This window comes from Phaeobacter sp. B1627, from assembly GCF_006265095.1.
Lineage (GTDB): Bacteria > Pseudomonadota > Alphaproteobacteria > Rhodobacterales > Rhodobacteraceae > Epibacterium.
This window is the reverse complement of the sequence record NZ_VCNK01000028.1, coordinates 24617-49922: the sequence shown is the minus strand read 5'-3', so window position 1 is coordinate 49922 and position 25306 is coordinate 24617. Positions and strand designations below refer to the sequence as shown.

Sequence of the window (25306 nt, the reverse complement as noted above, 5' to 3'; positions counted from 1 at the left end):
CATGGATCGGCTCGTCAGCCCAGAGCCTAGTCGCCCCGGAGCCGGTGGCAAGCGGCAACGACCGGAGTGATACAATTCTGTACCCCTATTGGCGCATCATTGGCGTGTCGCCCCCCCCCCTGCTGCCCTCCGTCGCCCGCTGTTGCCCCCTGTCGCCCCCTGTTGCCGGGAGGATGCGCTGCGCCGCCCGGAACAGGGCAACCGAAAGGCTGCGCCGGACATCCGGCACCGACAGCAGCCCCCTAGTCGGGTCGGGACGCCTTCGGTCGCCGACCGGGCGTGGAAGGGGGCGGAGAAGCAGGGCGGGTCGAACTGCTGGGGGGCTGGGTGCCACGCGGCGGATGCGGACTGTTCACGGCCTCCAGCTCGGCCCGTTTCTTGATCGCCTCGAACTTTGCCTTGATCTTGCGTTTGCGCCGGTCCTGATAGCTCCGGATCAGGGGCACCGACACAATATAGCCCACCAGTCCCGCCACAAGGCCCGGGATCAAGCCGCCGATCAGATAGGGGTAGAAAACCTCATGATAAAAGATCACCAATCCGGTCCAGTCGGTCGCGGTGCCGGTGACAAACGCATGAAGATTGAGCCAAAGATCACGGCCCGCCGCCAGGAATTTATCCGCAAGGGTCGCGTTGACCTCGGCCACGGGCTGGCTGCCGAGCAACCAGTGACCGGTCTGCAGCGAGATCACTCCGATTGGCACATAGGTCAGGGGGTTGCCGAAGAATGTCGCCGACAGCGCCGCCAGAAGATTGCCGTTCATACCCCTGGCAAGGATCGCCGCGACCACAAAATGAATACCATAAAAGGGAGTGAACGTGGTGAAAAGCCCGGCACCGATGCCCCGCGCAATGCGTTCGGGACTATCCGGCAGCCGCCGAATTCGGTGTTTGACATAGTGAAACGCCCTGGCCCAGCCCCCACGAGGCCAGAGAAACTCCGCAACCGCCCTGAGTGGCGTACGTCTGTCTCGGCGCCTGAATACCAACGGTATTTTCCCTATTCTTCCTAGCCAAGAGCCTAGGCCGGGCGAGAGTGCGTTCCTGGCCTTTGCCGGTAGCGCGCAACCGCGGCGACATCGCTCTCAGCTTCCAATGTCAAAATCAACGAATGCAGCTGTTCTACATCACGCAATTCCACATTGATCATCAAGCGGTAAAAGTCAGGTTTCCGGTCGACGAATTCAAGATTAGAAATGTTGGCTTTTTTTTCGCCAACAAGTGTACAGATCCGGCCCAGGACACCTGCATCATTGCCGATCGTCAATTCCAGCGTCACCCCATAGGCGGCCGGATGGGTCCCGGAGTGCCAATGCACATCGACCCAACGCTCCATCTGATCCTCAAATTCACCCAGCCGGTCACAATCTGCCGTGTGGACGATCACGCCCTGCCCGCGCGTGGTGATGCCGATGATTCGCTCTCCCGGCAGCGGTTCACAACAGGAGGCGCGCTCGAATTTCTGTCCGGGCTCCAGACCGATCACTGCCCGGCGCGGCGAGACTTCTTCGCCCTCCTTGGCGGTCAGTTCCGGATAGACCGCCTGTACCACGTCATGGGCGGTGATCACCGCCGCGCCGAGCCGGGCCAGCAGTTCGGTCACATCGCTGACCCGCAGCGCCCTTGCCGCAGTTTCCAGCGCCTTGTCGGTGGCCTTCTTGTGCACATGTTCAAACGCAGACCGGGCCAGTTCGTGCCCGAGTTTGACGAACCGCTCGCGGTCGGCCTCGCGCAGGGCACGGCGGATGGCGGTGCGCGCCTTGCCGGTGGTGGCGATTTCCAGCCAGCTGACCTGCGGGGTCTGGCCCTCGGCGGTAATGACCTCGACCGACTGACCATTGCGCAGCCGCGTCCAGAGCGGCACCCGGATGCCATCGACCTTTGCGCCCACACAGGCGTGACCGATTCGGGTGTGGATCGCATAGGCGAAATCAATCGGCGTCGCGCCTTTCGGCAGTTTGGTCACGTCCCCCTTGGGGGTGAAGCAGAACACCTGATCCGAATACATCTCGAGCTTCACCGCTTCGAGGAATTCGTCGTGATCATCTTCGCCGTCGAATTGTTCGGTCAGCGAGGCAATCCACTTGGCCGGATCGACGGCAAACGGGTTCTCGGTCCGCACCCCGTCGCGATAGGACCAATGCGCGGCGACCCCCGATTCGGCGACGTCATGCATCTGGCGGGTGCGGATCTGCACCTCGACGCGCTTGCCGTCGCGACCGGAGACCGTGGTGTGAATAGAGCGGTAGCCGTTCGATTTCGGCTGGCTGATATAGTCCTTGAACCGCCCTGGAACCGCCCGCCAGCGTTGATGGATCGTGCCCAGCGTGCGGTAGCAATCCTCCTCCGAGCGGGTGATGACGCGAAAGCCGTAGATGTCGGAGAGACGGGAGAACCCCTGATCCTTTTCCTGCATCTTGCGCCAGATCGAATAGGGTTTCTTGGCGCGGCCAAAGACCTCGGCCTCGATGCCTGCCTTTTCCAGTTCCCGCCGCATGTCGCCGGTGATGCGGTGGATCACATCGCCGGTTTCGCGCTGCAGGGTGACAAAACGGCGGATGATCGACTGACGGCCCTCGGGGTTCAGCACCTTGAAGGCGAGGTCTTCCAGTTCCTCACGCATCCATTGCATGCCCATGCGGCCTGCCAGCGGGGCGTAGATATCCATCGTTTCGCGGGCTTTTTGGGCCTGCTTTTCGGGGCGCATGGCGCGAATGGTACGCATATTGTGCAGACGGTCGGCAAGTTTGACCAGAATGACCCGCAGGTCCTTCGACATCGCCATGAACAGTTTGCGAAAGTTTTCCGCCTGTTTGGTCTCGCGCGAGGACAGCTGCAGATTGGTCAGCTTGGTCACCCCATCGACCAGCATCGCCACCTCTTCGCCAAAGCGCGAGGTGACCTCCTCGTAGGAGGCTTTGGTATCTTCGATGGTGTCATGCAGAAGGGCGGTGATGATCGTCGCATCATCCAGCCGCTGTTCCGTCAGGATCGCAGCCACCGCTACGGGATGCGAGAAATACGGCTCTCCCGAGTGACGAAACTGCCCCTCATGCATCGCCCTGCCGAACTCATAGGCATCGCGGAGGCGCGTTTCGTTCGCTTTCGGGTTGTAGTCGCGGACCAGCGAAATCAGGTCATCAGCAGATGTCATCGCCGGTCCGCAACCTTTCGTTCATGACCACCTGGGTCAGCCCTGACCCTGGGCCTCCATCAGCGCCCGCAGGAGCTTTTCTTCGCTCATGTCGTCTTCCTGCGGCTTGTCCGCTTCGCCGCCCATCAGCAGAGCCATGGAATCCTCTTCCGGCTCGTCGACCTCGATCTGGGTCTGATTGCTTTCGATCAGACGTTCGCGCAGGGCGTCGGCACTTTGTGTTTCTTCGGCAATCTCGCGCAGGGAGACGACCGGGTTTTTATCGTTGTCCCGATCCACGGTGAGTGCGGCACCGGCGGAAATCTCGCGCGCCCGGTGTGCGGCCAGCATCACCAGTTCAAATCGGTTGGGAACCTTGTCAACGCAGTCTTCGACCGTCACGCGGGCCATGGGCGACTCTCCAATACAGTTCTGGGTCCAGAGGGAGTGCTTCTATGACGATTTTGAGGGCTTGACAAGCATCGCGCCATCACATTCGACGGAAATTCCCCAAAATGCGATCAAAGCGGCCTTACCTCGGCGACATCCGCCGCCGGGCACTCCGACAACAGCTGCGCCACGCTCTGCCGCAGGACCGGATGCACCCAGTGGCGCGCGATGTCCGCGAGGGGCACCAGCACAAAGGCGCGGTCCTGCAGACGCGGGTGCGGCAGGATCAGCTGGTCCGGTGCTTTGCTCCGCTGCGCCTCCGGAGGGAGCCGGTGCCAGCGCCTGAATTCGGCCAGGTCGGGCACCACCTGATCGGACGCCGCCAGCAGATCCAGATCCAGCGTGCGCATGCCCCATCGCTCTGTTCTGGTCCGCCGGAACCGCGCCTCGATCCGGTGCAGCCGGGCCAGAACCTCCGAGGCAGCGCATTCGGCATGGAGTGCGACCGCAGCGTTCACATAGTCCGGCCCGGCGCCCGCCGGAAAGCAGGGCGTGCTGAAAAACCGCGACACGGCGGCGAGCTGCAGCCCCTCGACCGAAAAATCCTGCAGACAGTCCTGCAGGGTCTTCAGTGGGGAATTTCCCTCATTTTCCAGGTTGCTGCCGAGTGCTATAAGATAATTTGACCGGTATTCGGTCATAGTTGACCCCAATTCCCTATGACCTCACCCTTGCGGGGAGTGCCAAAAAACCTAAATTAAGTCCACCCGCGGATTTCGGGATTTTTTTTCACTCACTCACGGCATACGAAATCCGCGACACCAGAAGGACAAGATTAATGTTTTACAAGGACGAACGGCTTGCGCTGTTCATAGATGGCTCGAATTTATATGCCGCTGCGAAGGCATTGGGCTTTGACATCGACTACAAGCTTCTGCGCCAGGAATTTATGCGGCGTGGAAAACTTGTTCGAGCGTTCTACTATACTGCGCTGCTGGAAAATGACGAGTACTCCCCGATCCGACCTTTGGTGGACTGGTTGCACTACAATGGTTTCACCATGGTGACAAAACCGGCCAAAGAATACACCGACAGCATGGGCCGACGCAAAGTGAAGGGCAATATGGACATCGAACTCGCGGTCGATGCCATGGAGCTGGCACCACGCGTGGACCACATCGTGCTGTTCTCCGGCGATGGCGATTTTCGCCCGCTCATCGCCAGCCTGCAACGGCAGGGCGTTCGGGTGTCCGTCGTCTCGACCATTCGCAGCCAACCGCCCATGATCTCGGATGAGCTGCGCCGTCAGGCCGACAATTTCATCGAACTGGAGGAATTGCGCGACGTGATCGGGCGGCCGCCGCGGGATATTCCCGCCGATGTGCGCCCGGCCTCTGTCTCAGGCTGAGCCCCTCTGTTTCAGGCTGACACCAGGACTGTCACTGTCTGAGAACGCCAGCACGGCGAGATTTCAATCCCTGAAACGCCCGGCAGATCCTTCCGCCGGGCGTTTTCTCATGCCAGCGACCGCCTGAGCCGCCCAAGCTGGGAACGCTGGCACTGGACGTTGACGCATGCACAGCTTACCTGTGGGACAAACATGAACGCCTCCTGCCTGCTGAGGACCGCCCCCGCATGACGACCCCCAAACCTCCGCTCACCCTCTACCTTGCTGCGCCCCGTGGTTTTTGTGCCGGCGTCGACCGCGCGATCAAGATCGTGGAAATGGCGCTCGAGAAATGGGGCGCGCCCGTCTATGTGCGCCATGAGATCGTGCACAATAAGTTCGTCGTCGATGGCCTGCGGGAAAAAGGCGCGGTCTTTGTCGAGGAGCTGGAGGAATGTCCCGATGACCGGCCGGTGATCTTTTCCGCCCATGGCGTCCCGAAATCCGTGCCCGATGCGGCCAGTGCCCGCGAGATGGTGTTTGTCGATGCGACCTGCCCGCTGGTGTCCAAGGTTCATATCGAGGCGCAGCGCCATGCGGAGGCCGGTTTGCAAATGATCATGATCGGCCACAAGGGCCACCCGGAGACGATCGGAACCATGGGGCAATTGCCGGAGGGCGAGGTCCTGCTGGTGGAGACGGTTGCGGATGTTGCTGACGTCGCGGTGCGTGACCCTGACCGGCTGGCCTTTGTCACTCAGACGACCCTGTCGGTCGATGATACCAAGGACATCGTGGCGGCATTGCAGGCCCGCTTCCCCGCCATCATCGGCCCCCACAAGGAAGACATCTGCTATGCGACCACCAACCGCCAGGAGGCGGTCAAGGCGGTGGCGCCGAAATCCGATGCCCTGCTGGTGGTCGGCGCGCCGAATTCGTCGAATTCCCGCCGTTTGGTCGAAGTGGGCGCCAAGGCCGGCTGCAAATATGCGCAATTGGTGCAACGGGCCGAAAACATAGACTGGCGCGCGCTGGAGGGCATCCGCTCGGTGGCGATCACGGCCGGGGCCTCGGCGCCGGAATTGCTGGTCAACGAGGTCATCGACGCCTTTGGGGATCGCTACGATGTCACCGTCGAGATGGTGGAAACCGCCGTTGAGAAAGTCGAGTTCAAAGTACCGCGCGTGCTGAGACAGAGTGCCTGAGACAGGCGACCTGAACTGCCCGAGACCGACGGCCTGAGACTGGGCCCTCTTTGGGGGCCGTTTTGCAGCATAGGAGCGATTTATGAGCGATGAGGAGACAATGGCCGTCTATGCGCGGTCGGCGGCAGACTATGCGGCCGGTTTTTCCCAGGTCAAGGACACATTCCACGAAGCCGACTACGAGGCCTTTGTCGAGGGCCTCCCAAAGGGCGGTACGGTTCTGGATCTGGGATGCGGCCCCGGCCATTGGGCGGCGCGATTTCGCGATGCCGGCTACCGGGTTGCTGCCGTCGATGCCTCGCCCGAGATGGCAGCCTATGCAAAGGACGCCTATGGCATCGAGGTCAGCATCGCCGAATTTGACGATATCGCCGCCGAAGGGGTGTTTGACGGGATCTGGGCGTTCTTCAGCCTGCTGCATGCACCGCGCGACGATTTCCCCGGCCACCTGCTGCGTCTGGGGCGCGCCCTTGTGCCCGGCGGGCGGCTGACGCTCGGCATGAAACTGGGCGAAGGCGAGGGCCGCGACGAGCTGGGCCGGTTCTACGCCTACTACAGCGAAGAAGAGCTGCGCGATCTGCTCGGCGTGCTAGGATATACCGTGCTCGGCGCGCGGCGGGGAAATGGCAAAGGATTGGCTGGCGCAGAGGAGACCTTTGTCGTACTGACCGCGCATGTCTGATTTATTTGCCTATACCGACGGAGCCTGCTCCGGAAATCCCGGCCCCGGCGGCTGGGGCGCTCTGCTGCGTGCCATGGACGGCGAAACCGTCGTCAAGGAACGCGAACTGAAGGGCGGCGAGAAAGATACCACCAACAACCGGATGGAACTGCTCGCCGCGATCCACGCGCTCGAGAGCCTCGCCCGGCCCTCGAAGATCACCGTCGTCACCGATTCGGCCTATGTGAAGAATGGGGTGACGGGGTGGATTTTCGGCTGGAAAAAGAACGGCTGGAAGACGGCCGCCAAGAAGCCCGTCAAAAATGTCGAGCTGTGGCAACGTCTTGATGCCGCACAGGCCCGCCACGAGGTGATCTGGAAATGGGTCAAAGGCCACGCAGGTCACCCTGAAAACGAGCGCGCCGACGAGCTGGCCCGGGCCGGTATGGCACCGTTCAAAAAGGGCGGTTGAGCCCGCGCTTTGCAGGGGTCACCACAGGTTGGCATGAGCATCTTGACGCTTCTGGACTATGCTTCGGTCCTGGTTTTTGCAGCATCCGGCGCGCTGGTCGCCAGCCGGGCCCAGCTGGATATCGTGGGTTTTGCCTTCATTGCCTGCCTGACAGCGGTCGGAGGCGGCACGGTGCGCGATGTGCTGCTGGACCGAAATCCGGTGTTCTGGATGGGTGACCCGGTGCCGGTACTGCTCGCCTCCGGGATGGCCGGTTTGGTGTTCTTCACTGCCCATCTGGTGGAAAGCCGCCTGCGGTGGGTGATCTGGCTGGATACGTTCGCCCTGGCGATCGCCGTGCCTGCCGGGACTGCCGCCGCGATGGAAATGGGACATGGTCCGGTGATTGTGGTGCTGATGGGCATGGCCACCGGCAGTCTCGGCGGTTTGATGCGGGACGTGGTCTGCAACGAGGTGCCGCTGGTGCTGAAGCAGGGCGAGTTATATATCTCCTGCGCCATGGCCGGAGCCATTGTGGCAGTGGTCCTGGTGGCATTCGATCTGCCTGCCACGACCGCGCTGATTGCCTGTTCAGCCGTCACCTGGGTCACCCGGGCCGGCTCGCTGATCTTTGGATGGCACCTTCCGGTCTATAGGTCCCGTCCACCGCGCCAATAGATCAGCAGTCTCTTGGTTCTTGCGCGGGCCGGGGTGACCTCCCGCCCAAACCTCATGCCTTTCAGGCCCTCGTTCGGTTGGGCGGAGCGCGGTGGCGCGCCCGCAGGGCGCGCCACCGCGCCGGTCGCTTCGGGCTATGCCCGAAGCGAAACACCTCGCGCATGTCCGATCTTCGGCCGTGGGCCCCTTCAGCGGTTGCGTAGCTTCTGCCACAAGAAGATCAACAGCAGCGCGCCGAGAATCGCGCCGATCAGACCTGCCATCATTCCCAGCACCGCCAGGAGGGTCCGCAACACCAGACCGCCGATGACTGCACCGGCGATGCCGATGGCAATCGTGGTTATGAGATCTGTCTCGATCCGCATGATCCGCGTGGCGATGAACCCCGCCGCCGCGCCGATGATGACCAGGAACACTATGCTGCCCATATCTATACCCTTCTTCTTGCCCACACCCTTCTTGCCCGCACCTGGGAGGTTACCGCCGCCAGTGAAATGGCACGATGATAAGCGCGCCGATTGAGGAGGCGATTGCATTCCACCCCGGCGCATTGAACCCTACCCCAAACATCAGCCGCAGGAAGTAGAACAGGAACGCGCCACCGACACAAATGATGATCGACGGCAATATCCCATTCTGCGTGAACCCGCTGCGCTCGGCAGCGTAGCCCACGATCCCGGCAATCACGATGGTGCCCATCAGTGCAAGAAACATTGGTTATTCTCCTTCGCTCATCAGTCGGGTTCCGGCGGCGAGAGGGAAGCCACGCAGAAAGGTCTCCCGGTCCTGTGCGCCCTTGCCCGCGCGCTGCAGCCGCAACAGGTCCACGGCACCCTCGCCGCAGGCCACCGTCAGGCTGTCCCCCAGCACCATCCCCGGCGCATCGCTGCCGGGCGCCGTTCGGGACGACAGTCCGGTGGCCAGACGGGAGGCCAGAACCTTGATCCGCTGCCCATCCACCGAAAACCACGCGCCGGGAAAGGGCGACAGGCCGCGGATTTTGCGGTCAACCTCTACGGCTGGCGCCGTCCAGTCGATCTCGGCCTCTGCCTTGTCGATCTTGGCGGCATAGGTCACGCCTTCGTCCGGTTGCGGTTCGGGCGTCAGGTCCCTGAGCGAGGCCAGCGCCTGGACGATCAGATCGGCGCCGGTCCGGGACAGGCGGTCGTGCAGGCGCGCGGTGGTGTCTTCGGGACCGATCTCTATTGCCTTGCGCATCAGCACCGGCCCGGTGTCCAGCCCGGCTTCCATCTGCATGATACAGATACCGGTCTGCGCATCGCCTGCCATGATCGCGCGATGGATCGGAGCCGCTCCGCGCCAGCGTGGCAACAGGCTTGCATGTATATTGAGACAGCCCCGGACAGGCGCATCAAGGATCGCCTGCGGCAGGATCAGCCCATAGGCCACAACCACAGCCACATCCGCCTCCAATTCAGCAAAGGCCGCCTGTTCGGAGGGCGCTTTGAGCGAGACCGGGTGCCGGACCTCCAATACCAGATCCAGAGCACGGGCGTGCACTGGGGTGGGGCGGTCTTTCTTGCCGCGTCCCGCCGGACGTGGCGGCTGGCAATAGACGGCTGCAATTTCGTGACCGGCCTCGACCAGCGCGTCGAGAACAGGGACCGAAAACTCCGGTGTCCCCATGAAGATAACCCGCATCCCGCTGTCCTTCCTGATGTCCGTGCCGATTGGCGACAGGCTTAGCGCATGATGCGACGCGGGGCCAGAGCAGGCGCGCTGATGCGCGACAGATCAGCCTGCCCCCGTGTGGGGCAGGCGAGCGCCTCCGGCGGAGGTATTTTCGGAAAAGATGAAATGGCCATCGCAGCCTCAGCCGCGGAACTTGCGGGCCTTTTTCACCAGCATGTCGCGCTTCACCTTCGAGAGATGGTCAAAATACATCCGGCCGTTCAGGTGATCGATCTGGTGCTGCACCGAGGTTGCCTCGATGCCGACGAAATCGCGCCGGTCCACGATACCGTCCTGATTGAGGAAGCGGACTGTGACCGCGCGGGGGCGTTTGATCCGCGCGGAAACCCCGGGAAGATTGGGGCTGGCTTCGTCATGTTCGCGCAGCTCAATCGATGCGTGCAGGATCTCCGGGTTGGCGAGGCGTACCGCGCGCCCCCGCTCGGAGGAGCCATCGACGACGGCAAGCCGCAGCATGACGCCAATCTGTGTCGCCGCAAGCCCGACCCCGGGCATCGCGTCCATCGTATCAATCATGTCGGACCAGATGCCGTGGATCTCATCGGTGATTTCCGTGACCTCCTCCGCCTTTGTGCGAAGGCGTTTGTCAGGCCATGGCAGGCATGTGCGTATCGTCATTGAGCTGGGTCCCTGGCTGCCAGATAGTCGGTCTCTGCCTGTCTGCGGGCGTCATCCGCGAGGTGGTCAAAGGTCAGTCGGCCCTCAAGGTGGTCGTATTCATGCTGGATGCAGCGCGCGGCGAAACCGTCGAAGTCCTGTTCCTGAGAGGCCCCGTCTTGATCCTGCCACCGGACCCGCAGCTGAACCGGGCGCGCCACCTCTGTGGAAACGCCGGGGATCGACAGGCAGCCCTCAACGCCGGATGCGATCCCGTCGCTGCGCCACAGGATTTCCGGGTTGATCATCACGACCGGCCGCCGAGGACCATCCACCCAGGAGACATCCATCACAAAGAGGCGTTTGAGAACGCCCACCTGCGGCGCCGCAAGTCCCCGCCCCGGCGCGGCATACATGGTGTCCAGCATGTCGTCGATCAGCCCGGAGAGGTCCTCGTCCGGGCGGATCGGGTCGCAGCGGGTCGTCAGCCGCGAGTCCGGCCAGGTGACGATCGGCCGCGACGTCATGACGGGCCGCCGCGCGCGCGTTCCCGCTTTAGTTTTTGCATTTTGCGGGTGATCATCTGCCGCTTGAGCGGCTTCAGGTAGTCGATGAACAGCTTGCCATCGAGATGATCGATCTCGTGCTGGACGCAGGTGGCCCAGAGCCCGTCGAAGGTCTCGGTCTGCAAGGCTCCGTTGCGGTCCAGCCATTCCACATCCACGACCTTGGGGCGAGTCACTTCGGCGTATTGTTCCGGAATCGACAGGCAGCCTTCCTCATAGACGTTGGTCTCGTCCGAGGCCGCAAGCACACGTGGGTTGAACATGACCAGCGGGCGGGCCTCCCCCTCGCCTTCCTTGATGCAATCCAACACGATCAGCCGGTCCAACACACCGATCTGGGGCGCGGCAAGACCGATGCCGGGGGCGGCGTACATCGTTTCCAGCATATCGTCGGCCAGAACGCGCAGGTCGTCCGACAAGTCAGGCACGGCGGCGGCAGTCTTTTTCAGACGCGGGTCGGGATGGATCAGGATCGGGCGTTTCATGCCCCCGATTTAGGCCAATCGCCCAAGGGCCGCAACGCCTGTTGCGCCCATTCGGGGCGATCATCCCCGGACCATGTGTTTGTACCATCACATTGGCAAGGCTTGCGCAGGGCGCACATTTGGCTAGCCTCGGGAAAAACACCACCAAAGAGAGCCTCTGATGAATTTCGACAAGATCACCGATCGCCGCGGGACCCATTGTGCAAAATGGGATATGATGGAGCCGCTCTACGGTGTGGCGCCCGACGACGGTCTGGCAATGTGGGTGGCGGATACAGACTTTGAGGTGCCGGAGGTGGTCTCGGCGCGCCTGCGCGAGATGGCGGATCATGGCATCTATGGCTATGCCAACCTCGAGTCGGACTACAAAGCCGCGATCCAGTGGTGGATGGAGCACCGGCACGGCTGGCAGGTTGATGCGGATGCGATCTTCACCACGACCGGTCTGGTGAACGGGGTCGGCCTGTGTCTGGATACCTTCACTGAGGCGGGCGACGGCATCGTCCTGTTCACGCCGGTCTATCACGCCTTTGCCAAGGTCATTCGCCTGGCCGGGCGCGAGGTGGTGGAATGCCCGATGGTGGTGCAGGACGGTCGCTACACGATGGATTTTGCCGCCTATGACGCGCAAATGACGGGGCGCGAGAAAATGGTGATCCTGTGCTCGCCCCATAATCCCGGCGGCCGGGTCTGGACGCGGGACGAATTGCAGGCCGTGGCCGCGTTCTGCAAACGTCATGACCTGCTGCTGATTTCCGACGAAATCCACCATGATCTGGTCTTTGGTGGCGCGCGCCACATCCCGATGTCGCTGGCCGCGCCGGAGATCAGCGACCGGCTGATCATGCTGACCGCGCCGTCGAAGACCTTCAACTTTGCAGGGCTTCATACCGGGCAGGTCATTCTGCCGGATGAGGGGCTGCGCGCACAGTTCCGGCGCCGGATGCTGGCGATCTATCTGCAGGGGAATTCGGCGGGCGAGACGGCCACGATTGCGGCCTATTCCCCGGAGGGTGTCGCCTATGTGGAGGCGCTGGTGCCCTATCTCGATGGCAACCGCAGGCTGTTTGATGCTGCCGTCAATGCCATTCCCGGCCTGAAGTCGATGGAGCTTCAATCCACCTATCTCGCCTGGGTGGATTTCTCCGGCACCGGTATGAGCCGAGAGGAATTCACCAGGCGCGTCGAACAGGGCGCGCGGATCGCCGCAAACCATGGCACCACATTCGGCAGCGGTGGGGAAAGCTGCCTCCGGTTCAACCTCGGCACCCAGCGGGCGCGTGTGCAGGAGGCCTGTGAGCGGCTGACGCAGGCCTTTGCTGACCTTCAATAGGCAATAGGCAATAGGGCCGCTGTCAGCAGAACCGCTATCGGCAGGGCCACGGCATGGGTTTCGAATACAATCGTCGTTTCGGGTCAAACCCGAACCGACCCACCCTGCAGAAGCCTGTTGCAGGGGATCATCGTCGCCTTGCGCCATATACTTCAGATTGCGCTCAGGCTTCAGCTTTCGTCCAGGCTTCAGCTTTCGTCCTGGCTTCAGCTCTCTCCGCGCCCCTCAGCTCTCGCTCCAGGCGTCGTGGCCCAGCAGCCCGATGGGCGCATCCGGCGCTCGGTAGAAATCCAGAGGCGCCTTTTCGGACGCCGCCGTCGCACGTTTGAATTCGTACCGCATTTCGCCGCTGTCCGCCTCAGAAGCGACGATCAGACACTGCGACAAATGCCGGCTGCCTTCATACAGATCCACAAGTCCACGCAGCTGCGGTACCCGGTCAGCCTCAACACAAAAGCCCCCGTCCCACTGGCGCAAGACCGGAAAGATCTCATCGCCCACATGCACCCGCAGGCGATTCTTTTTCTTCAGCCCCTGACGACGGGCCATGTCCAACGCGTCCTGTACGGACTGCGGAATGAAAGTGGTCATGTTCGTTCCCCCGGCGGCTCTTGAGTCGGGAACAAGGATGGCCCGAATTTCGCTAAAATCAAGTGAAGACACCGTTTCTCCTCCGTCGCCAGAGAGGGTGTGGTGCCCAGACCGCGACCGTGAACTCCGGGTTTTGCGGCAGGCCCCGTTTCAGGCCCCGTTTCAGGCCCCTGTGTCTGCACTGTATGGGGGCACTATACGGCGATACTGTGCACCGGTGCAGAGGTGCTGCGCATGGGCATGGGTGGCCGAGCCCTCCCTCGCTGCCTATCCTTTGTCACATGCAATGGAGAGCGAGGGCGACGGATGGGACTGCTGGTTGACGGCGAATGGCAAGATGTTTGGTATGACACGAAATCGCAGGGCGGCGCGTTCAAGCGCTCGGCGGCGCAGTTTCGCAACTGGCTGACCTCTGACGGCCGTGCAGGTCCGGACGGTCAGACAGGGTTCGCAGCGCAAAGCGGCCGCTACCATCTCTATGTGTCCTACGCCTGTCCCTGGGCGCATCGGACGCTGATCTTCCGCAAGCTCAAGGGGCTGGAGGACCATATCAGCGTATCGGCGGTCCATCCCGACATGCTCGACAAGGGGTGGACGTTTGAAAAAGATGCCGAGGGCGCCACCGGGGATGACCTGTTCGGCTTTGACCTCATGCATCAGATCTATACCAAGGCGGATCCGAATTATTCCGGGCGGGTCACGGTCCCGGTGCTCTGGGACAAGGAGCAGAACACCATTGTCAGCAATGAAAGCGCCGACATCATCCGGATGTTCAATTCGGCCTTTGACGGGATCACCGGCAACACGCTGGATTTCTGGCCCGAAAGCCTGCGCGAGCCGATCGAAGCGATCAACGCGCGCGTGTATGATACCGTGAACAACGGCGTCTACAAAGCAGGGTTTGCCACCACGCAGGAGGCCTATGACGCCGCAGTCGTGCCGCTGTTTGACAGTCTCGACTGGCTTGAGGACCTGCTGAGCCAGCACCGGTATCTGCTTGGCGACACGCTGACAGAGGCCGATTGGCGGCTGTTCACCACCCTGTTGCGCTTCGATCCGGTGTATCATCTGCATTTCAAATGCAACCGCCGGCGGCTGATCGACTATCCCAACCTCTGGGCCTACACGCGCGCGCTCTATCAGATGCCCGGCGTGGCCGAGACCGTCGTCATGCCGCATATCGTGCGCCACTATCACTACAGCCACGACACCATCAATCCAAACCGCATCCTGCCGATCAATCCTGTTCTCGACTGGACCGCGCCTCACAATCGGGGCTGATCCCGGATCACGCGGCCGCGACAGCACGCGTGGCGGCAGGTTGGCGGCAACTCCGGCGGCAGGGGGCGACCCAGCCGCCACGCTTGCTTTATCGGGCGGGCTGGGACATATCCTGCGCGCAACCGCATATGATACAGGGCCGTCCCCCCATGGCAGAAAGCCACATCACCGCCCCGCCATCCCAGATGCAAACTCAGGTGCAGACTCAGGTGCAGACTCTGGCGCCGTTTTCCGAGACCTCCGCCACCGAGGGCGGCGCTGCCGGGCGGGGACGCGACCATGGGGGCAACCTCTGTGCCGCGATGGCCCGGTTCGGCGGCAGCCGCGAGGATTGGATCGACCTCTCCACCGGGATCAACCCGGCCCCCTACCCCCTGCCGCCGATGCGGACCGAAGACTGGACTGCCCTGCCCGACAGCGCGGCGCAGGATGCGTTGATCGATGCGGCGCGGGCGTTCTGGCAGGTCCCGCCCGAAGCCGCCATTCTGGCCGCGCCCGGAGCTTCGGCGCTGATTGCCCGCCTTCCGGCGCTGCGTCAGGCCGGCACCGTGCGGATCACCACCCCGACCTATAATGAACATGCGGCCGCCTTTGACGCCTTTGGCTGGCAGATCCGCGATGAAGGCCCGACCGAGGCACAGGTCGTGGTCCACCCCAACAACCCGGACGGACGGCTGTGGCTGGCCGATGAGCTGCGCGCCCCGTTTTGCGTGATTGACGAAAGCTTCTGCGATATCTGCCCGGATCAGAGCCTGATCGCCCGGGCCGCGACACCCGGCACCGTGATCCTCAAGAGCTTTGGCAAATTCTGGGGCCTTGCTGGTCTGCGGCTTGGGTTTGCGATTGGCGACCCGGAGCTGATCGCAGGTCTGAGCGCCGCCATGGGACCCTGGCCCGTGTCCGGCCCGGCGCTGCGGACCGGCACCCATGCGCTCCGGGATCAGGACTGGGCGGCGGCAACGCGCCTGCAACTGGCGGATGGGGCCTCGCGTCTCGACCAGTTGATGCAGGCGGCAGGCGCGCAGACGGTCGGCGGCACCGACCTGTTCCGGCTCTACGATGTGGAGGATGCGCACATCTGGCAGATCCGCCTGGCCCGCTCCCACATCTGGAGCCGCATCTTCCCCTATTCCACCCGCTTCCTGCGCCTGGGCCTGCCACCAGAGTCGCGCTGGAGCCAACTGGAGACCGCCCTCGCATGAGCACCGCCCTGCTGCTGATCCCCTCCCTGATCCTTGATGCCGCCCTTGGAGAGCCCAAATGGCTGTGGTCCCGGCTGCCGCATCCTGCGGTTCTGATGGGCCGGCTGGTTCAGAGATTGGACGACCGGTTGAATGACGGCGAGGGACGGCGGCGCAACGGCGTGATCGCCGTCGGCGTGCTGGTGCTCAGCGGGCTGATCCTCGGCTGGATCCTGTCGTGGTTCGGTGGGCTGGTCTCGCTGCTGATCGCGGCCATTCTGATCGCGCATCGCTCGCTGATCACCCATGTGCAGGAGGTCGCGGCCGGGCTGCGCCTGACCCTGCCCGAGGGACGCGCTGCGGTGGCCCGGATCGTCAGCCGCGACACCGAACAGATGACAGGGCCGCAGGTGGCCAGATCCGCCATCGAAAGCGGTGCCGAGAATTTCTCGGACGGGGTGATCGCGCCTGCCTTTTGGTTCCTGATCGGCGGTTTGCCGGGGCTGTTGGTCTACAAACTGATCAACACCGCCGACAGCATGATCGGCTACCGCACCGAAACTTATGAGGAATTCGGCTGGGCAGCGGCCCGGCTCGACGATCTTTTGAACCTGGTCCCGGCCCGGCTGAGCGCCGCCCTGATCGCCATTGTATCCGGCTGTGGCCGCGACTGGCGCGAGATCGCAACCGATGCGCGCAAGCACCGCTCTCCCAACGCAGGCTGGCCCGAAGCGGCGATGGCACGGGCCCTCGGCGTGGCGCTGGCCGGCCCCCGCTCCTACGAGGGTGAACTGCGCAGCTTCGCCTGGGTCAATGAGGCGGGCAGCAAAAGCGCCGATGCCCACGCCATAGACAGATGCACCGAGGTTCTGTGGAAATCCTGGGCCCTTGCCCTTCTGCTGACGGTTGCATTGGCCCTGCTGTTCTAGATAGTCTCTGCCCCGATTGCCCCAACCAAAGGACGACGGCCATGCGTGCGCTGACAAGCCCCAAAGCGGTCCTGCACCGCATCGCCCTGATTGCGTCACTTGCCGCCATCCCCGGCCTGTCGAGCGCCGCCTGCGGGGGGGCGTTTCAGGATTTCGTGCGCCACCTGAAGGACGAGGCCGTCACCGCGGGCTATTCCATCAACACCGTGAACGGCTTCTTTGCGGGCGTTGCACAGGACCCGAAGGTTCTGCGCGCCGACCGGGCACAGGGCGTTTTCCAGAAACCGTTCATTGAATTTTCGCGCCGCCTCATCTCGCAGGACCGCCTGACCCGGGGCCTGCGAAAATCAGAAGAGTTCGACAGGATATTCGACCGGATCGAAACCACATACGGGATTGATCGCGGCGTGTTGCTGGCCTTTTGGGCGTTTGAGACCGATTACGGCGCGTTTCAGGGGGATTTCAACACGCGCAACGCTTTGGTGACGCTGGCCCATGACTGCCGCCGCCCGGAATTGTTCCGACCCCAGATCTTCTCCGCGCTGGAGCTCTACCGCAAGGGGGATTTCGATCCGGCCCGCACCACCGGCGCCTGGGCTGGTGAAATCGGCATGGTGCAAATGCTGCCGGGGGATATTCTTGAACATGGGGTGGATGCGGACGGCGACGGCCATGTGACGCTCAAGACCTCTGCCGCCGATGCGCTGATGTCCGGCGCCCGCATGCTTGCCGGGCTGGGGTGGCGGCCGAACGAACCCTGGCTGCAGGAGGTGACGATCCCCGCAGGAATGGATGTGGCCCGATCCGGCCCCGCCTACAAGACCCCGGTCTCCGAGTGGGCCGCCATGGGCGTGACGCCCCGCCAGGGGGATTTTGCGATGAAGGATGCAAAGGCCTCGCTGTTGCTGCCCCAGGGGCACAGGGGGCCCGCTTTTCTCGCCTATCCGAATTTCGACGTCTATTTCGAATGGAATCAGAGTTTCACCTATGTGCTGACCGCCGCCTACTTTGCCACGCGCCTGAGCGGAGCGGCCGTCTATGACGCAGGCACGCCCGAAGCCGGGCTATCGGGCGCGCAGATGAAGGAGCTGCAGCGGCGTCTGCAGGCCCGTGGTCATGACGTTGGCGCTGTGGACGGTATTCTCGGGGCAAACACCCGGGCAGCGGTGCAGGCGGAACAGAAACGTCTCGGGATGCCTGCGGATGCCTGGCCGACCGAGGCGCTCCTGCGGGCGCTGTAGCCTCTCGGCGACAGTATTCTCTGCATTCTCTGCGACGGGTCTCTTTTCCGGGCCTGAGGACGGTCCGGTGGACAGGCTCAGGCGACCTCAGCCCACCCTCAGTTCACCCTCAGGCCACCAATGCTTCGGCCTTTTTCAGGTCGACAGAGACCAGCTGGCTGACCCCTTTTTCCTGCATGGTGACGCCAAACAGGCGGTCCATCCGCGCCATCGTCACCGCGTGGTGGGTGATGATCAGGAACCGCGTGTCTGTCTGGCGGCACATCTCGTCGAGCAGATCGCAAAAGCGGGTCACATTGGCGTCATCCAGCGGCGCGTCGACCTCGTCCAGCACGCAGATCGGCGCCGGGTTCGACAGGAAGACCGCAAAGATCAGCGCCATCGCCGTCAGGGTCTGCTCACCGCCCGACAAAAGCGACAGGGTCGACAGTTTCTTGCCCGGTGGCTGACACATGATCTCCAGCCCGGCGTCCAGCGGGTCATCGCTCTCGACCATCAGCAGGTTCGCTTCGCCGCCGCCGAACAAATGGGTGAACAGCATGGTGAAGGAGCTGTTCACCTGTTCAAAGGCCGTCAGAAGCCGTTCGCGCCCTTCCCGGTTGAGACTGGCAATACCGGAGCGCAGGGTCTTGACCGCTTCTTCGAGGTCCAGTTTCTCGGCCACCAGAGTGTCGTATTCTTCCTGCACCTCGCGGGCATCTTCTTCCGCCCGCAGGTTCACCGCCCCCAGCGCGTCGCGCTGGCGCTTGTGACGGTTGACCTCGATCTCCAATTCCTCGGCGGTGGGCATGTCCTCGGGGGCGACGCCGAGCGTCTCCAGAAGCTCCTCCGGCGCAAGCTGCATCTCTTCCGAGATCCGCTCGGCAGTGGCGTCAACGGTCTCTCGGGCGGCCTCGGTGCGGGCTTCGGAGCGGGCCCGGGCCTCGCGCGCCTCGGAGGCCAGGCGCTCCGCCTCCCGTTCGGTGTGGACCGCCTCCCGCAGGACCCCCTCGGCGACAACAAGCGCCTCTGTGGCCTCCGACTTGCGGGTTTCCGCCTCCGCGATCTGGTCATTCAGCTCTTCGCGCATCTCGGCGATTTCACCGGGGACGGCCATCGCATCCTCCAGCTCTTCGAGACTGGTCTCGCGGCGCTCTTCCAGCTCCGAAATCCGCTTGTCGGCCGACTCCAACCGGTGCCGCCAGCCGGAGATTTCCTTTGTCACCGTCTGCGCCCGCTTGGTGCGGGCCTCGCCCTCGCGGCGCAGCTCATCCAGCGCCGACCGATGGGACAGCATGGTGATCCGGGCCGCCTCGACGCTGTGTTTGATATCCTCGACCCGGGCGCGGGCCTCGGCCAGATCGCCCAGCCCAGCCTGCGCCGTTTCGGCCTCTTTCAGCTGCAAACGCGCGGTCATCGCGTCTTCTTCGTGACGGGCGACGGCGATGCCAAAATTCTCCAGCTTGCCCTCGGCGAGGTTGCGCTCCGCCTCGGCCCGGCTCAGGGCCCGTGCCGCATCGGCCACCCGCTGGTCAGCGGTCCGGCGGGCCTGGCGGGCAGCCTGATCGGCGCGGGTCACTTCCTCCAGTTTGCGCATCAGGGTTTCATGCGCAGCCTGCGCCCCTTCCGTGCGGGCATTGGCGTGGGCCATGTCCTGCTTGAGCGCCTCCAGCCGGTTCATCTGCTCCAGCCGCATCGCCGCCGCCGAGGGTGCATCCTCCGCCCAGGACCGATAGCCGTCCCAGCGCCACAGGTCGCCCTCCAGCGTCACCAGCCGCTGACCCGGCTGCAGGCTCGGCTGCAGGCGCGCCGCGCTGTCCGGATCGACAACCCCGATCTGTGAAATCCGCCGCCAGAGCGCCTCTGGCCCGTCCACATACTTTGCCAGCGGATCCGCGCCGTCGGGCAACGGCATGTCGCGTGCATAGGCCGGCAGATGAAGCCAGCCGGTCGGGCCGTCCTCATCGGCCAAGGGCGCCCGCAGATCGTCAGCCAGAGCGGCCCCAAGCGCCTTTTCATAACCCGGTGTGACCCGCAGGTCGTCCATGATCTGCCCGCCCTCGGCGGTGTCGCGTTCCACCAGTTTCGCCAGCGCCGTGACTTCGGCCCTGAGGGCACCAAGCTCGCCTTCTGCCTCGGAGCGCTGCGCCCTAGCCTCGGTCTCATGGGCCTGCGTCTGCGTGCGCAGCTCATCCGCTTCGGCCAGCGCGTCTTCGGCCATTTCAGCGGCTTCGCGCGCTTCTTCCTCGGCGTCAACCGCGGTCTCGAAGGCCTCTTCCGATCCGGCGAGCGCCTCCCGCGCGAGGCCCATGGCGGCCTGCGCCCGTGCGCCTTCCCCCTCCGCCCGGTCCAGCGCACGGCGGCAATCTTCGACCAATCTCTGGGCGGACTGGTGGCGAGCGGCGAGGCGCGCGACATCTTCTGTCACCTGCGACAGGTGATCCTCGCCCGTCTGCAGGATCACGGCGGAGTCCTTGGCCAGCTCTGCGGCTTCCTCCATCCGGTCCTCGTGGCCCTCGCCCGCCTTGGCCAGTTCCCGCTTCTCCCATTCCAGCCGCTCGATGGTCTCGCCCGCGTCCTTGTTGAGGCCGGTTTCACGGTCGATGTCATTGCCGAGCTGCTGGATCCGGTTGTTCAGACGCTCAATGCTCTGGCGGGCCTGCGCCTCCTGATCGGACAGGGCATCCCGCTGCACCACGAAGCGCTGCAGGATCGCCGCTGCGATCGCCTCTTCCTCGCGCAGCGGTGGCAGGCCCTCTTCGGCGTCGGCGCGTTGAACCGCAGCGGCGCGGGCCAGTGCCTCCGCCTTGGCGGCCTGTGTCACGCGGGTGCGCAGGTCGTCCTCGGCGCTGGCCCGGGCATCGTCCGCTTCGCGCCAGCGGCGATACAGCAGCGTCCCCTCGGCAAGCCGAAGTTTTTCGCCAATCTCGCGGTAGCGCTGTGCCTGTTTCGCCTGCCGCCCCAACTGCCCCAGCTGGCTGGCCAGTTGTTCGATGACATCGTCCACCCGCAGCAGGTTCTGTTCGGTGCTGCGCAATTTCAGCTCTGCCTCGTGGCGGCGCTGATAGAGACCGGAAATACCGGCCGCCTCTTCCAGCACCCGCCGGCGGGCCTTGGGCTTGGCATTGATCAGTTCCGAAATCTGCCCCTGTCGGACCAGAGCCGGCGAATGGGCACCGGTGGAGGCATCCGCAAAGAGCATCTGCACGTCCTTGGCCCGCACATCGCGCGCGTTTGCCTTGTAGGCGGAGCCGACGTCGCGCGTGATGCGGCGCACGATATCGAGCTGGTCGGCCTCGTTGAATCCCGATGGCGCCAGCCGTTCCGAGTTGTCGATCTGCAGGCTGACCTCGGCGAAATTGCGGGCCGGACGCGAGGCGGTGCCCGCAAAGATCACATCCTCCATCCCGCCACCGCGCATCGCCTTGGCGCGGGTTTCGCCCATCACCCAGCGCAGCGCCTCCAGCAGGTTCGACTTGCCACAGCCGTTTGGCCCCACAACGCCCGTGAGACCATCGGAGATGATCAGGTCGGTGGGGTCCACAAAGCTTTTGAAGCCAGTCAGCCTGAGTTTGGAGAACCGCAAGAGCGTCCTTTCAAGTGATTCCGTCGCCAGAAATCACAGCGGCTCGCGGGCTGGGAGTCAACGGGGCAGACCGCAAAATCGGGACTTCCCTTCACGCTGCGCCACCATATCTTGTGGATAACCCCGATTCAGTTCGCGGATGTCAGGATGCGGCCCAGTCGCGTCATACCCTCGGCAATCTCGGCCTCTTGGCTGTTGGAAAAGCTCAGCCGGAGCGTGTTCTCGCCAGACCCATCCGCAAAAAACGCCTGTCCGGGCACGAAGGCCACCTTTTCCTCGGCCAGCGCCCGTTCCAGCAGGGCTGCGGCATTCAGCCCCTCGGGCAGGGTGACCCAGATGAACATGCCACCCTCCGGCCGGGTCCAGCTGACACCGGGCGGCATGTGATCCTGCAGGGCCGCCAGCATCGCATCACGACGACTGCGGTATGCCTCTCGCAGCGCTGCGGTGTGGGGATCGAAGAGCGCATCGGCCACCTGATGGATCGCGATCTGGTTCAGGGTCGGGGAATGCAGGTCGGCCGCCTGTTTCATCAGCACCAATTGGGAAATCACCGGGGTGGAGGCCACCACCCAGCCGACCCGCAGGCCCGGCGACAGGGTTTTCGAGAAGGTCCCGCAATAGATCGTCCGGCAGGCCTCCAGATCGCCCGCCTTTTGCGCCTGTTCCAGCGCCAGCAGCGGCTGCACGGGGTCGCCATCGTAGCGCAACCCCTGATAGGCCGCGTCCTCGATCACCGCGCAATCGAGCGCTGCCGCCGTGTCCAGAACCTGCAACCTTTCGGCCGGCGTCAGCGTCAGCCCGGTGGGATTGTCGAAGTCGGGGCTGAGATAGGCGAATTTGACCCGCCCGCCCGCAGCCTCTGCGGCGCTGGCATACTCAGCGTGGGACCGGTTCTCGCCGACCCGCAGCCGGTCGTAGCGGGGCTCATAGGCATTGAAGGCGGCAAGCGCGCCGAGGTAGGTCGGCCAGCCGACCAATGCCGTGTCGCCGGGGCTGAGGAAGAGTTTGCCGAGATAATCCAGCGCCTGTTGCGAGCCAGAAGTGATCAAGACGTTTTCGGGCCGGCAGGTCACGCCGAGCCGCGCCATATGCGACACGATCCACTGTCGCAGCGGCAGGTAGCCCTCGCTCACCGAATACTGCAGCGACTGCGCCTGCCGGCCGGGCGAGAGCGCATCCTGAAACGCGCCGGCGAAAGCCTCGGCCGGGAAAAACGCGGCGTCGGGTATCCCACCCGCAAAGGACAGCATGCCGGGCTGATCCAGCAACTTCAGCAGCTCGCGAATTTCCGAAGCTTTCATGCGGCTCATTCGTGTTGCAAATTGCGCAGGGAGTGCCATTTCCGATATTTCCTTTCGTCGATCTGCGTGCAACGGATAGGAAACGGAAAATAATGTCAACAGTGCTGACCTATTATTTCAACCTTCGTGATCTTGCGAGTGGGCGCACAAAGTGGTCATGTACTTTGACCAATTCAGGGCGCGGGGGTTTCGAATGCCGTTTCAAAAAGTTCAGCCGGAAAAGCTCTCGGCTGCAGTCGTGCGCCAGATCGAAAAGCTGATCCTGCGTGGCATCCTGCGGCCGGGCGAGCGGTTACCCTCGGAGCGCGAACTCTCCGACCGGCTTGGCGTGTCGCGACCCTCGTTGCGCGACGCATTGACCGAGCTGCAGGGGCGCGGCCTGCTGGTCAGCCGTGCAGGATCCGGCGTGTTTGTCGCCGATGTTCTGGGGTCGGCCTTTTCGCCGGCGCTGATCCAGCTGTTCGCCAGCGATGACGAAGCGGTGTTCGACTACCTCTCCTTCCGCCGGGATCTGGAGGGTCTCGCGGCGGAACGTGCCGCCCGGTTTGCATCGGATGCGGATCTGGAGGTCATTCAGGCGATCTTTGACAAGATGACACAGGCGGGTGATCCCGGGCACTCCGATGACGCCGCAGAGCTCGATGCGCAATTCCACTCCGCGATACTGGAGGCCAGCCACAACGTGGTCATGCTGCATATGATGCGCTCCATGTTCGATATGCTGCGCAAGGGCGTGTTCTACAATCGGCAGATCATGTTCCGCCAGCACACCACCTGCGAGGCGCTGCTGGAGCAGCATCGCGCCATCAATGCCGCCCTTCAGGACCGCGATCCGCTAGCCGCACGCCACGCGGTGGAGACCCACCTGGACTACGTCAAGAAAGCGCTGGAAGAGCAGATCCGGGCCAACCGCAATGCAGAGATCGCGGCCCAGCGGTTGCAGCATGAGCGCAACCGCTAGGAAGAGCTGAGGCCCTCAGCCGAGGGCGCAGTACCGGGCATCCCTGCGCCCCCCGCACCCCCCACGCGCCGCGTTGCCGCCTCCGGGCCGCCCTGCCCTGTGAAAACGTCACATCCCGATGCTGTCGATGAAGGCGCGCGTGCCCGCGTTCAGGGCCGCGGTAAAGATCATCTCGGCGCTGTCGATCTCGACAATGCTGCCCGCTTCCATATAGGCCACGCGGTCGGCCACCTGCGCCGTTTCAGACAGGGTCGAGGTGGCCAGAACCAGCGTATGATCCGTTTTCAGATCGTCCACCAGCCGGTTCAGGAGCTCCAGCTCCATGCGGTCGATCGATCCCGTCGGCCGGTCCAGCAAAAGAACGTGCGGCTGGATTGCCAGACTTCGGGCGATGCACAACAGGCGCTGCTGATGGATCGGCAGATCGGTGCCCCGTTTGCGGTGAAGATCGTCGCGCAGCGCCTCCCACAACAGGCACCGGCGCAAGGTGGTCTCGACCAGCTCCGCCATCGAGGGCTTGTCCATGGCCACCCGATGCAAGCGCGCGCCATAGGCGATATTGTCCCAGATTGAGGTCGGGAACGGGTTGGCGCGCTGCGGCACGAAGGCAACCCTGCGGCGCACGGCGGGGAGGTCACAGGCGCGACCGTAGACGTCGTGCTGACCGAACATCAGTGCGCCGCTGGTGGCAATTCCACGGCTCTCGTCCAGCAGACGGCACATGGCGCGCAACAGGGCCGTTTTGCCCGATCCCGCCCGACCGATGAGCCCCAGCACTTCGCCCTTGAACAGATCAAACGTCAGCCCCGACAGCAGCGCCCGTTGATCCAGCGAAAGACTGAAGTCCCGCAACGACATGACGGGCGCCTCAGCGGGGCCGGAGGCTTTCATTTGCTGATGGAAGGGGAGCGGATGAAACATGTGCAGACTGCCTTGGGGCTATTGGTTTTCCCTGCAGTGGCACAAGAGCGTTAATCGATCACGTCGCAACGCAAAACTGTCATAAAAAATTCATGGCCGCACGCAAAAGCCCCCATGCAAAAGCCCCGGCGTTTCCACCGGGGCTTTTGAGATAGATTTCAACGGTCAAGCGGCTTAGTGCAGCTTGGCGTCGACCTCCTGAATGGCCGCGTCGATCAGCTTGTTCGCTTCGGTCGCGGTCATCTGCTTGGAAATCACCTGATCGGCGACCTCGATGGCGATGGTAATGGCACGATCGCGCACCTCTTTGACGGCAGAGGCCTCGGCAGACGCGATCTGTTCCACCGCAGCAGCCATGCGGCGCGCGATAGAGGCTTCGAGATCGGCCTTGGCCTGGTCGGCAGCGGCAGCGGCCTCGGCGCGTGCATTCGCAACGATGCGGTCCGCCTGAGCCTGAACGTCCTGTTGCTTGCGTTCGTAAGATGCCAGAAGTGTCTGAGCTTCCTCACGAAGCGCCCGCGCCTCTTCCAGTTCCGACTTGATGCTTTCCGCACGTCCGTCGAGCTGTTTGCCGATCATGGATGGCACTTTGGCAGCGAGCAGGATGCCAACGAACAGCAGGAACGCGAGAATAACGACAAAGTCGGTGTTGCCGAGGTTGGCCCCCCCGCCGGCTGCGAAGGCAGGCGCGGCAGAGGCAAGGGTCAAAGCCAGTGCAAGAGTAACACGCATG

The 25306-nt window shown here is 63.5% G+C and carries 26 protein-coding genes; 11 read left to right on the top strand and 15 right to left on the bottom strand.

Translation table 11 applies throughout. The features are described 5' to 3' along the window. Positions 1 to 242 precede the first annotated feature (242 nt). The 4 genes from FGE21_RS15095 to folK all read right to left on the bottom strand — a co-directional run bounded on the left by FGE21_RS15095 (position 243) and on the right by folK (position 4224). On the bottom strand, positions 243 to 989 hold the full coding sequence (locus tag FGE21_RS15095; protein WP_139664244.1) for a DUF2062 domain-containing protein: 747 nt from the start codon (positions 987 to 989) through the stop codon (positions 243 to 245). Between the two features lie 32 nt (positions 990 to 1021). Further along, entirely contained in the window at positions 1022 to 3154 is a 2133-nt protein-coding gene (locus FGE21_RS15090; RefSeq protein ID WP_139664242.1) for a bifunctional (p)ppGpp synthetase/guanosine-3',5'-bis(diphosphate) 3'-pyrophosphohydrolase, read from the bottom strand. Positions 3155 to 3190: 36 nt separating this feature from the next. Continuing rightward, on the bottom strand, positions 3191 to 3544 hold the full coding sequence (gene rpoZ, locus FGE21_RS15085; protein ID WP_139664241.1) for a DNA-directed RNA polymerase subunit omega: 354 nt from the start codon (positions 3542 to 3544) through the stop codon (positions 3191 to 3193). 110 nt (positions 3545 to 3654) lie between these two features. Then, positions 3655 to 4224 carry a 2-amino-4-hydroxy-6-hydroxymethyldihydropteridine diphosphokinase gene (folK, locus tag FGE21_RS15080; protein WP_139664238.1) on the bottom strand — a complete coding sequence of 190 codons (570 nt, stop codon included), beginning with the start codon at positions 4222 to 4224 and terminating at the stop codon, positions 3655 to 3657. A 137-nt stretch (positions 4225 to 4361) separates the two neighbouring features. Between folK and FGE21_RS15075 the strand changes: the two genes are divergently transcribed. From FGE21_RS15075 to FGE21_RS15055, 5 genes are all read left to right on the top strand, one after another. After that, positions 4362 to 4931, top strand: a complete 570-nt coding sequence (locus FGE21_RS15075; protein WP_139664236.1) for an NYN domain-containing protein — start codon at positions 4362 to 4364, stop codon at positions 4929 to 4931. A gap of 227 nt (positions 4932 to 5158) precedes the next feature. After that, the gene (gene ispH / locus FGE21_RS15070) at positions 5159 to 6115 is read left to right on the top strand and encodes a 4-hydroxy-3-methylbut-2-enyl diphosphate reductase (RefSeq protein ID WP_139664234.1); all 957 of its coding nucleotides are present in this window, start codon (positions 5159 to 5161) and stop codon (positions 6113 to 6115) included. Positions 6116 to 6197: 82 nt separating this feature from the next. Beyond that, positions 6198 to 6797 carry a class I SAM-dependent methyltransferase gene (locus tag FGE21_RS15065; protein ID WP_139664232.1) on the top strand — a complete coding sequence of 200 codons (600 nt, stop codon included), beginning with the start codon at positions 6198 to 6200 and terminating at the stop codon, positions 6795 to 6797. Then, on the top strand, positions 6790 to 7248 hold the full coding sequence (rnhA, locus tag FGE21_RS15060; RefSeq protein WP_139664230.1) for a ribonuclease HI: 459 nt from the start codon (positions 6790 to 6792) through the stop codon (positions 7246 to 7248). The genes FGE21_RS15065 and rnhA overlap by 8 nt, the downstream gene beginning before the upstream one ends. A 33-nt stretch (positions 7249 to 7281) precedes the next feature. Further along, positions 7282 to 7905: a trimeric intracellular cation channel family protein gene (locus FGE21_RS15055; RefSeq protein ID WP_139664228.1), complete on the top strand. Its 624-nt coding sequence runs from the start codon at positions 7282 to 7284 to the stop codon at positions 7903 to 7905. A 188-nt stretch (positions 7906 to 8093) separates the two neighbouring features. Here FGE21_RS15055 and FGE21_RS15050 read toward each other — a convergent pair whose 3' ends face one another. From FGE21_RS15050 to def (FGE21_RS15025), 6 genes are all read right to left on the bottom strand, one after another. Further along, positions 8094 to 8333, bottom strand: coding sequence for a GlsB/YeaQ/YmgE family stress response membrane protein (locus FGE21_RS15050; protein WP_139664226.1), 240 nt, complete (start codon positions 8331 to 8333; stop codon positions 8094 to 8096). A gap of 49 nt (positions 8334 to 8382) precedes the next feature. Continuing rightward, positions 8383 to 8619 carry a hypothetical protein gene (locus tag FGE21_RS15045; protein ID WP_139664224.1) on the bottom strand — a complete coding sequence of 79 codons (237 nt, stop codon included), beginning with the start codon at positions 8617 to 8619 and terminating at the stop codon, positions 8383 to 8385. A 3-nt stretch (positions 8620 to 8622) separates the two neighbouring features. After that, positions 8623 to 9567: a methionyl-tRNA formyltransferase gene (fmt, locus tag FGE21_RS15040; protein WP_139664223.1), complete on the bottom strand. Its 945-nt coding sequence runs from the start codon at positions 9565 to 9567 to the stop codon at positions 8623 to 8625. Between the two features lie 171 nt (positions 9568 to 9738). Next, entirely contained in the window at positions 9739 to 10236 is a 498-nt protein-coding gene (gene def, locus FGE21_RS15035; RefSeq protein WP_139664221.1) for a peptide deformylase, read from the bottom strand. Continuing rightward, positions 10233 to 10742: a peptide deformylase gene (gene def / locus FGE21_RS15030; RefSeq protein WP_139664219.1), complete on the bottom strand. Its 510-nt coding sequence runs from the start codon at positions 10740 to 10742 to the stop codon at positions 10233 to 10235. The genes def (FGE21_RS15035) and def (FGE21_RS15030) overlap by 4 nt, the downstream gene beginning before the upstream one ends. Further along, a complete protein-coding gene (gene def, locus FGE21_RS15025) occupies positions 10739 to 11266 on the bottom strand; it encodes a peptide deformylase (protein WP_139664217.1) in 528 nt (175 codons plus the stop codon). The genes def (FGE21_RS15030) and def (FGE21_RS15025) overlap by 4 nt, the downstream gene beginning before the upstream one ends. A 160-nt stretch (positions 11267 to 11426) precedes the next feature. On the opposite strand from def (FGE21_RS15025), the gene FGE21_RS15020 reads away from it, so the two are divergent. Continuing rightward, positions 11427 to 12599: a MalY/PatB family protein gene (locus FGE21_RS15020; protein WP_139664215.1), complete on the top strand. Its 1173-nt coding sequence runs from the start codon at positions 11427 to 11429 to the stop codon at positions 12597 to 12599. A gap of 225 nt (positions 12600 to 12824) precedes the next feature. On the opposite strand, the gene FGE21_RS15015 is transcribed toward FGE21_RS15020, so the two are convergent. Then, a complete protein-coding gene (locus tag FGE21_RS15015; protein ID WP_139664213.1) occupies positions 12825 to 13190 on the bottom strand; it encodes a hypothetical protein in 366 nt (121 codons plus the stop codon). Positions 13191 to 13496: 306 nt separating this feature from the next. Between FGE21_RS15015 and FGE21_RS15010 the strand changes: the two genes are divergently transcribed. The 4 genes from FGE21_RS15010 to FGE21_RS14995 all read left to right on the top strand — a co-directional run bounded on the left by FGE21_RS15010 (position 13497) and on the right by FGE21_RS14995 (position 17822). After that, positions 13497 to 14471 carry a glutathione S-transferase family protein gene (locus tag FGE21_RS15010; protein WP_139664211.1) on the top strand — a complete coding sequence of 325 codons (975 nt, stop codon included), beginning with the start codon at positions 13497 to 13499 and terminating at the stop codon, positions 14469 to 14471. A gap of 149 nt (positions 14472 to 14620) precedes the next feature. Further along, the gene (locus tag FGE21_RS15005) at positions 14621 to 15673 is read left to right on the top strand and encodes a threonine-phosphate decarboxylase (RefSeq protein WP_255731605.1); all 1053 of its coding nucleotides are present in this window, start codon (positions 14621 to 14623) and stop codon (positions 15671 to 15673) included. Beyond that, a complete protein-coding gene (gene cbiB, locus FGE21_RS15000; RefSeq protein WP_139664209.1) occupies positions 15670 to 16581 on the top strand; it encodes an adenosylcobinamide-phosphate synthase CbiB in 912 nt (303 codons plus the stop codon). Before FGE21_RS15005 ends, cbiB begins: the two co-directional genes overlap by 4 nt. 41 nt (positions 16582 to 16622) lie before the next feature. Beyond that, a complete protein-coding gene (locus FGE21_RS14995) occupies positions 16623 to 17822 on the top strand; it encodes a lytic murein transglycosylase (RefSeq protein WP_139664207.1) in 1200 nt (399 codons plus the stop codon). Between the two features lie 109 nt (positions 17823 to 17931). Here the strand turns inward: FGE21_RS14995 and FGE21_RS14990 are convergent, their stop codons facing one another. Together FGE21_RS14990 and FGE21_RS14985 are read right to left on the bottom strand one after the other, a co-directional pair. Beyond that, complete coding sequence (locus FGE21_RS14990; protein WP_139664205.1) at positions 17932 to 21387, bottom strand: chromosome segregation SMC family protein; 3456 nt, start codon at positions 21385 to 21387, stop codon at positions 17932 to 17934. Between the two features lie 128 nt (positions 21388 to 21515). After that, positions 21516 to 22730, bottom strand: a complete 1215-nt coding sequence (locus tag FGE21_RS14985) for a PLP-dependent aminotransferase family protein (RefSeq protein WP_139664203.1) — start codon at positions 22728 to 22730, stop codon at positions 21516 to 21518. Positions 22731 to 22884: 154 nt separating this feature from the next. Here FGE21_RS14985 and FGE21_RS14980 point away from each other — a divergent pair, with 154 nt between their 5' ends. Beyond that, the gene (locus FGE21_RS14980) at positions 22885 to 23652 is read left to right on the top strand and encodes a FadR/GntR family transcriptional regulator (protein WP_139664201.1); all 768 of its coding nucleotides are present in this window, start codon (positions 22885 to 22887) and stop codon (positions 23650 to 23652) included. Positions 23653 to 23760: 108 nt separating this feature from the next. Here the strand turns inward: FGE21_RS14980 and FGE21_RS14975 are convergent, their stop codons facing one another. Together FGE21_RS14975 and FGE21_RS14970 are read right to left on the bottom strand one after the other, a co-directional pair. Then, positions 23761 to 24573: a phosphate ABC transporter ATP-binding protein gene (locus tag FGE21_RS14975; RefSeq protein ID WP_139664199.1), complete on the bottom strand. Its 813-nt coding sequence runs from the start codon at positions 24571 to 24573 to the stop codon at positions 23761 to 23763. Positions 24574 to 24747: 174 nt separating this feature from the next. Next, complete coding sequence (locus FGE21_RS14970; protein WP_139664197.1) at positions 24748 to 25305, bottom strand: F0F1 ATP synthase subunit B; 558 nt, start codon at positions 25303 to 25305, stop codon at positions 24748 to 24750. Position 25306 lies beyond the last annotated feature (1 nt).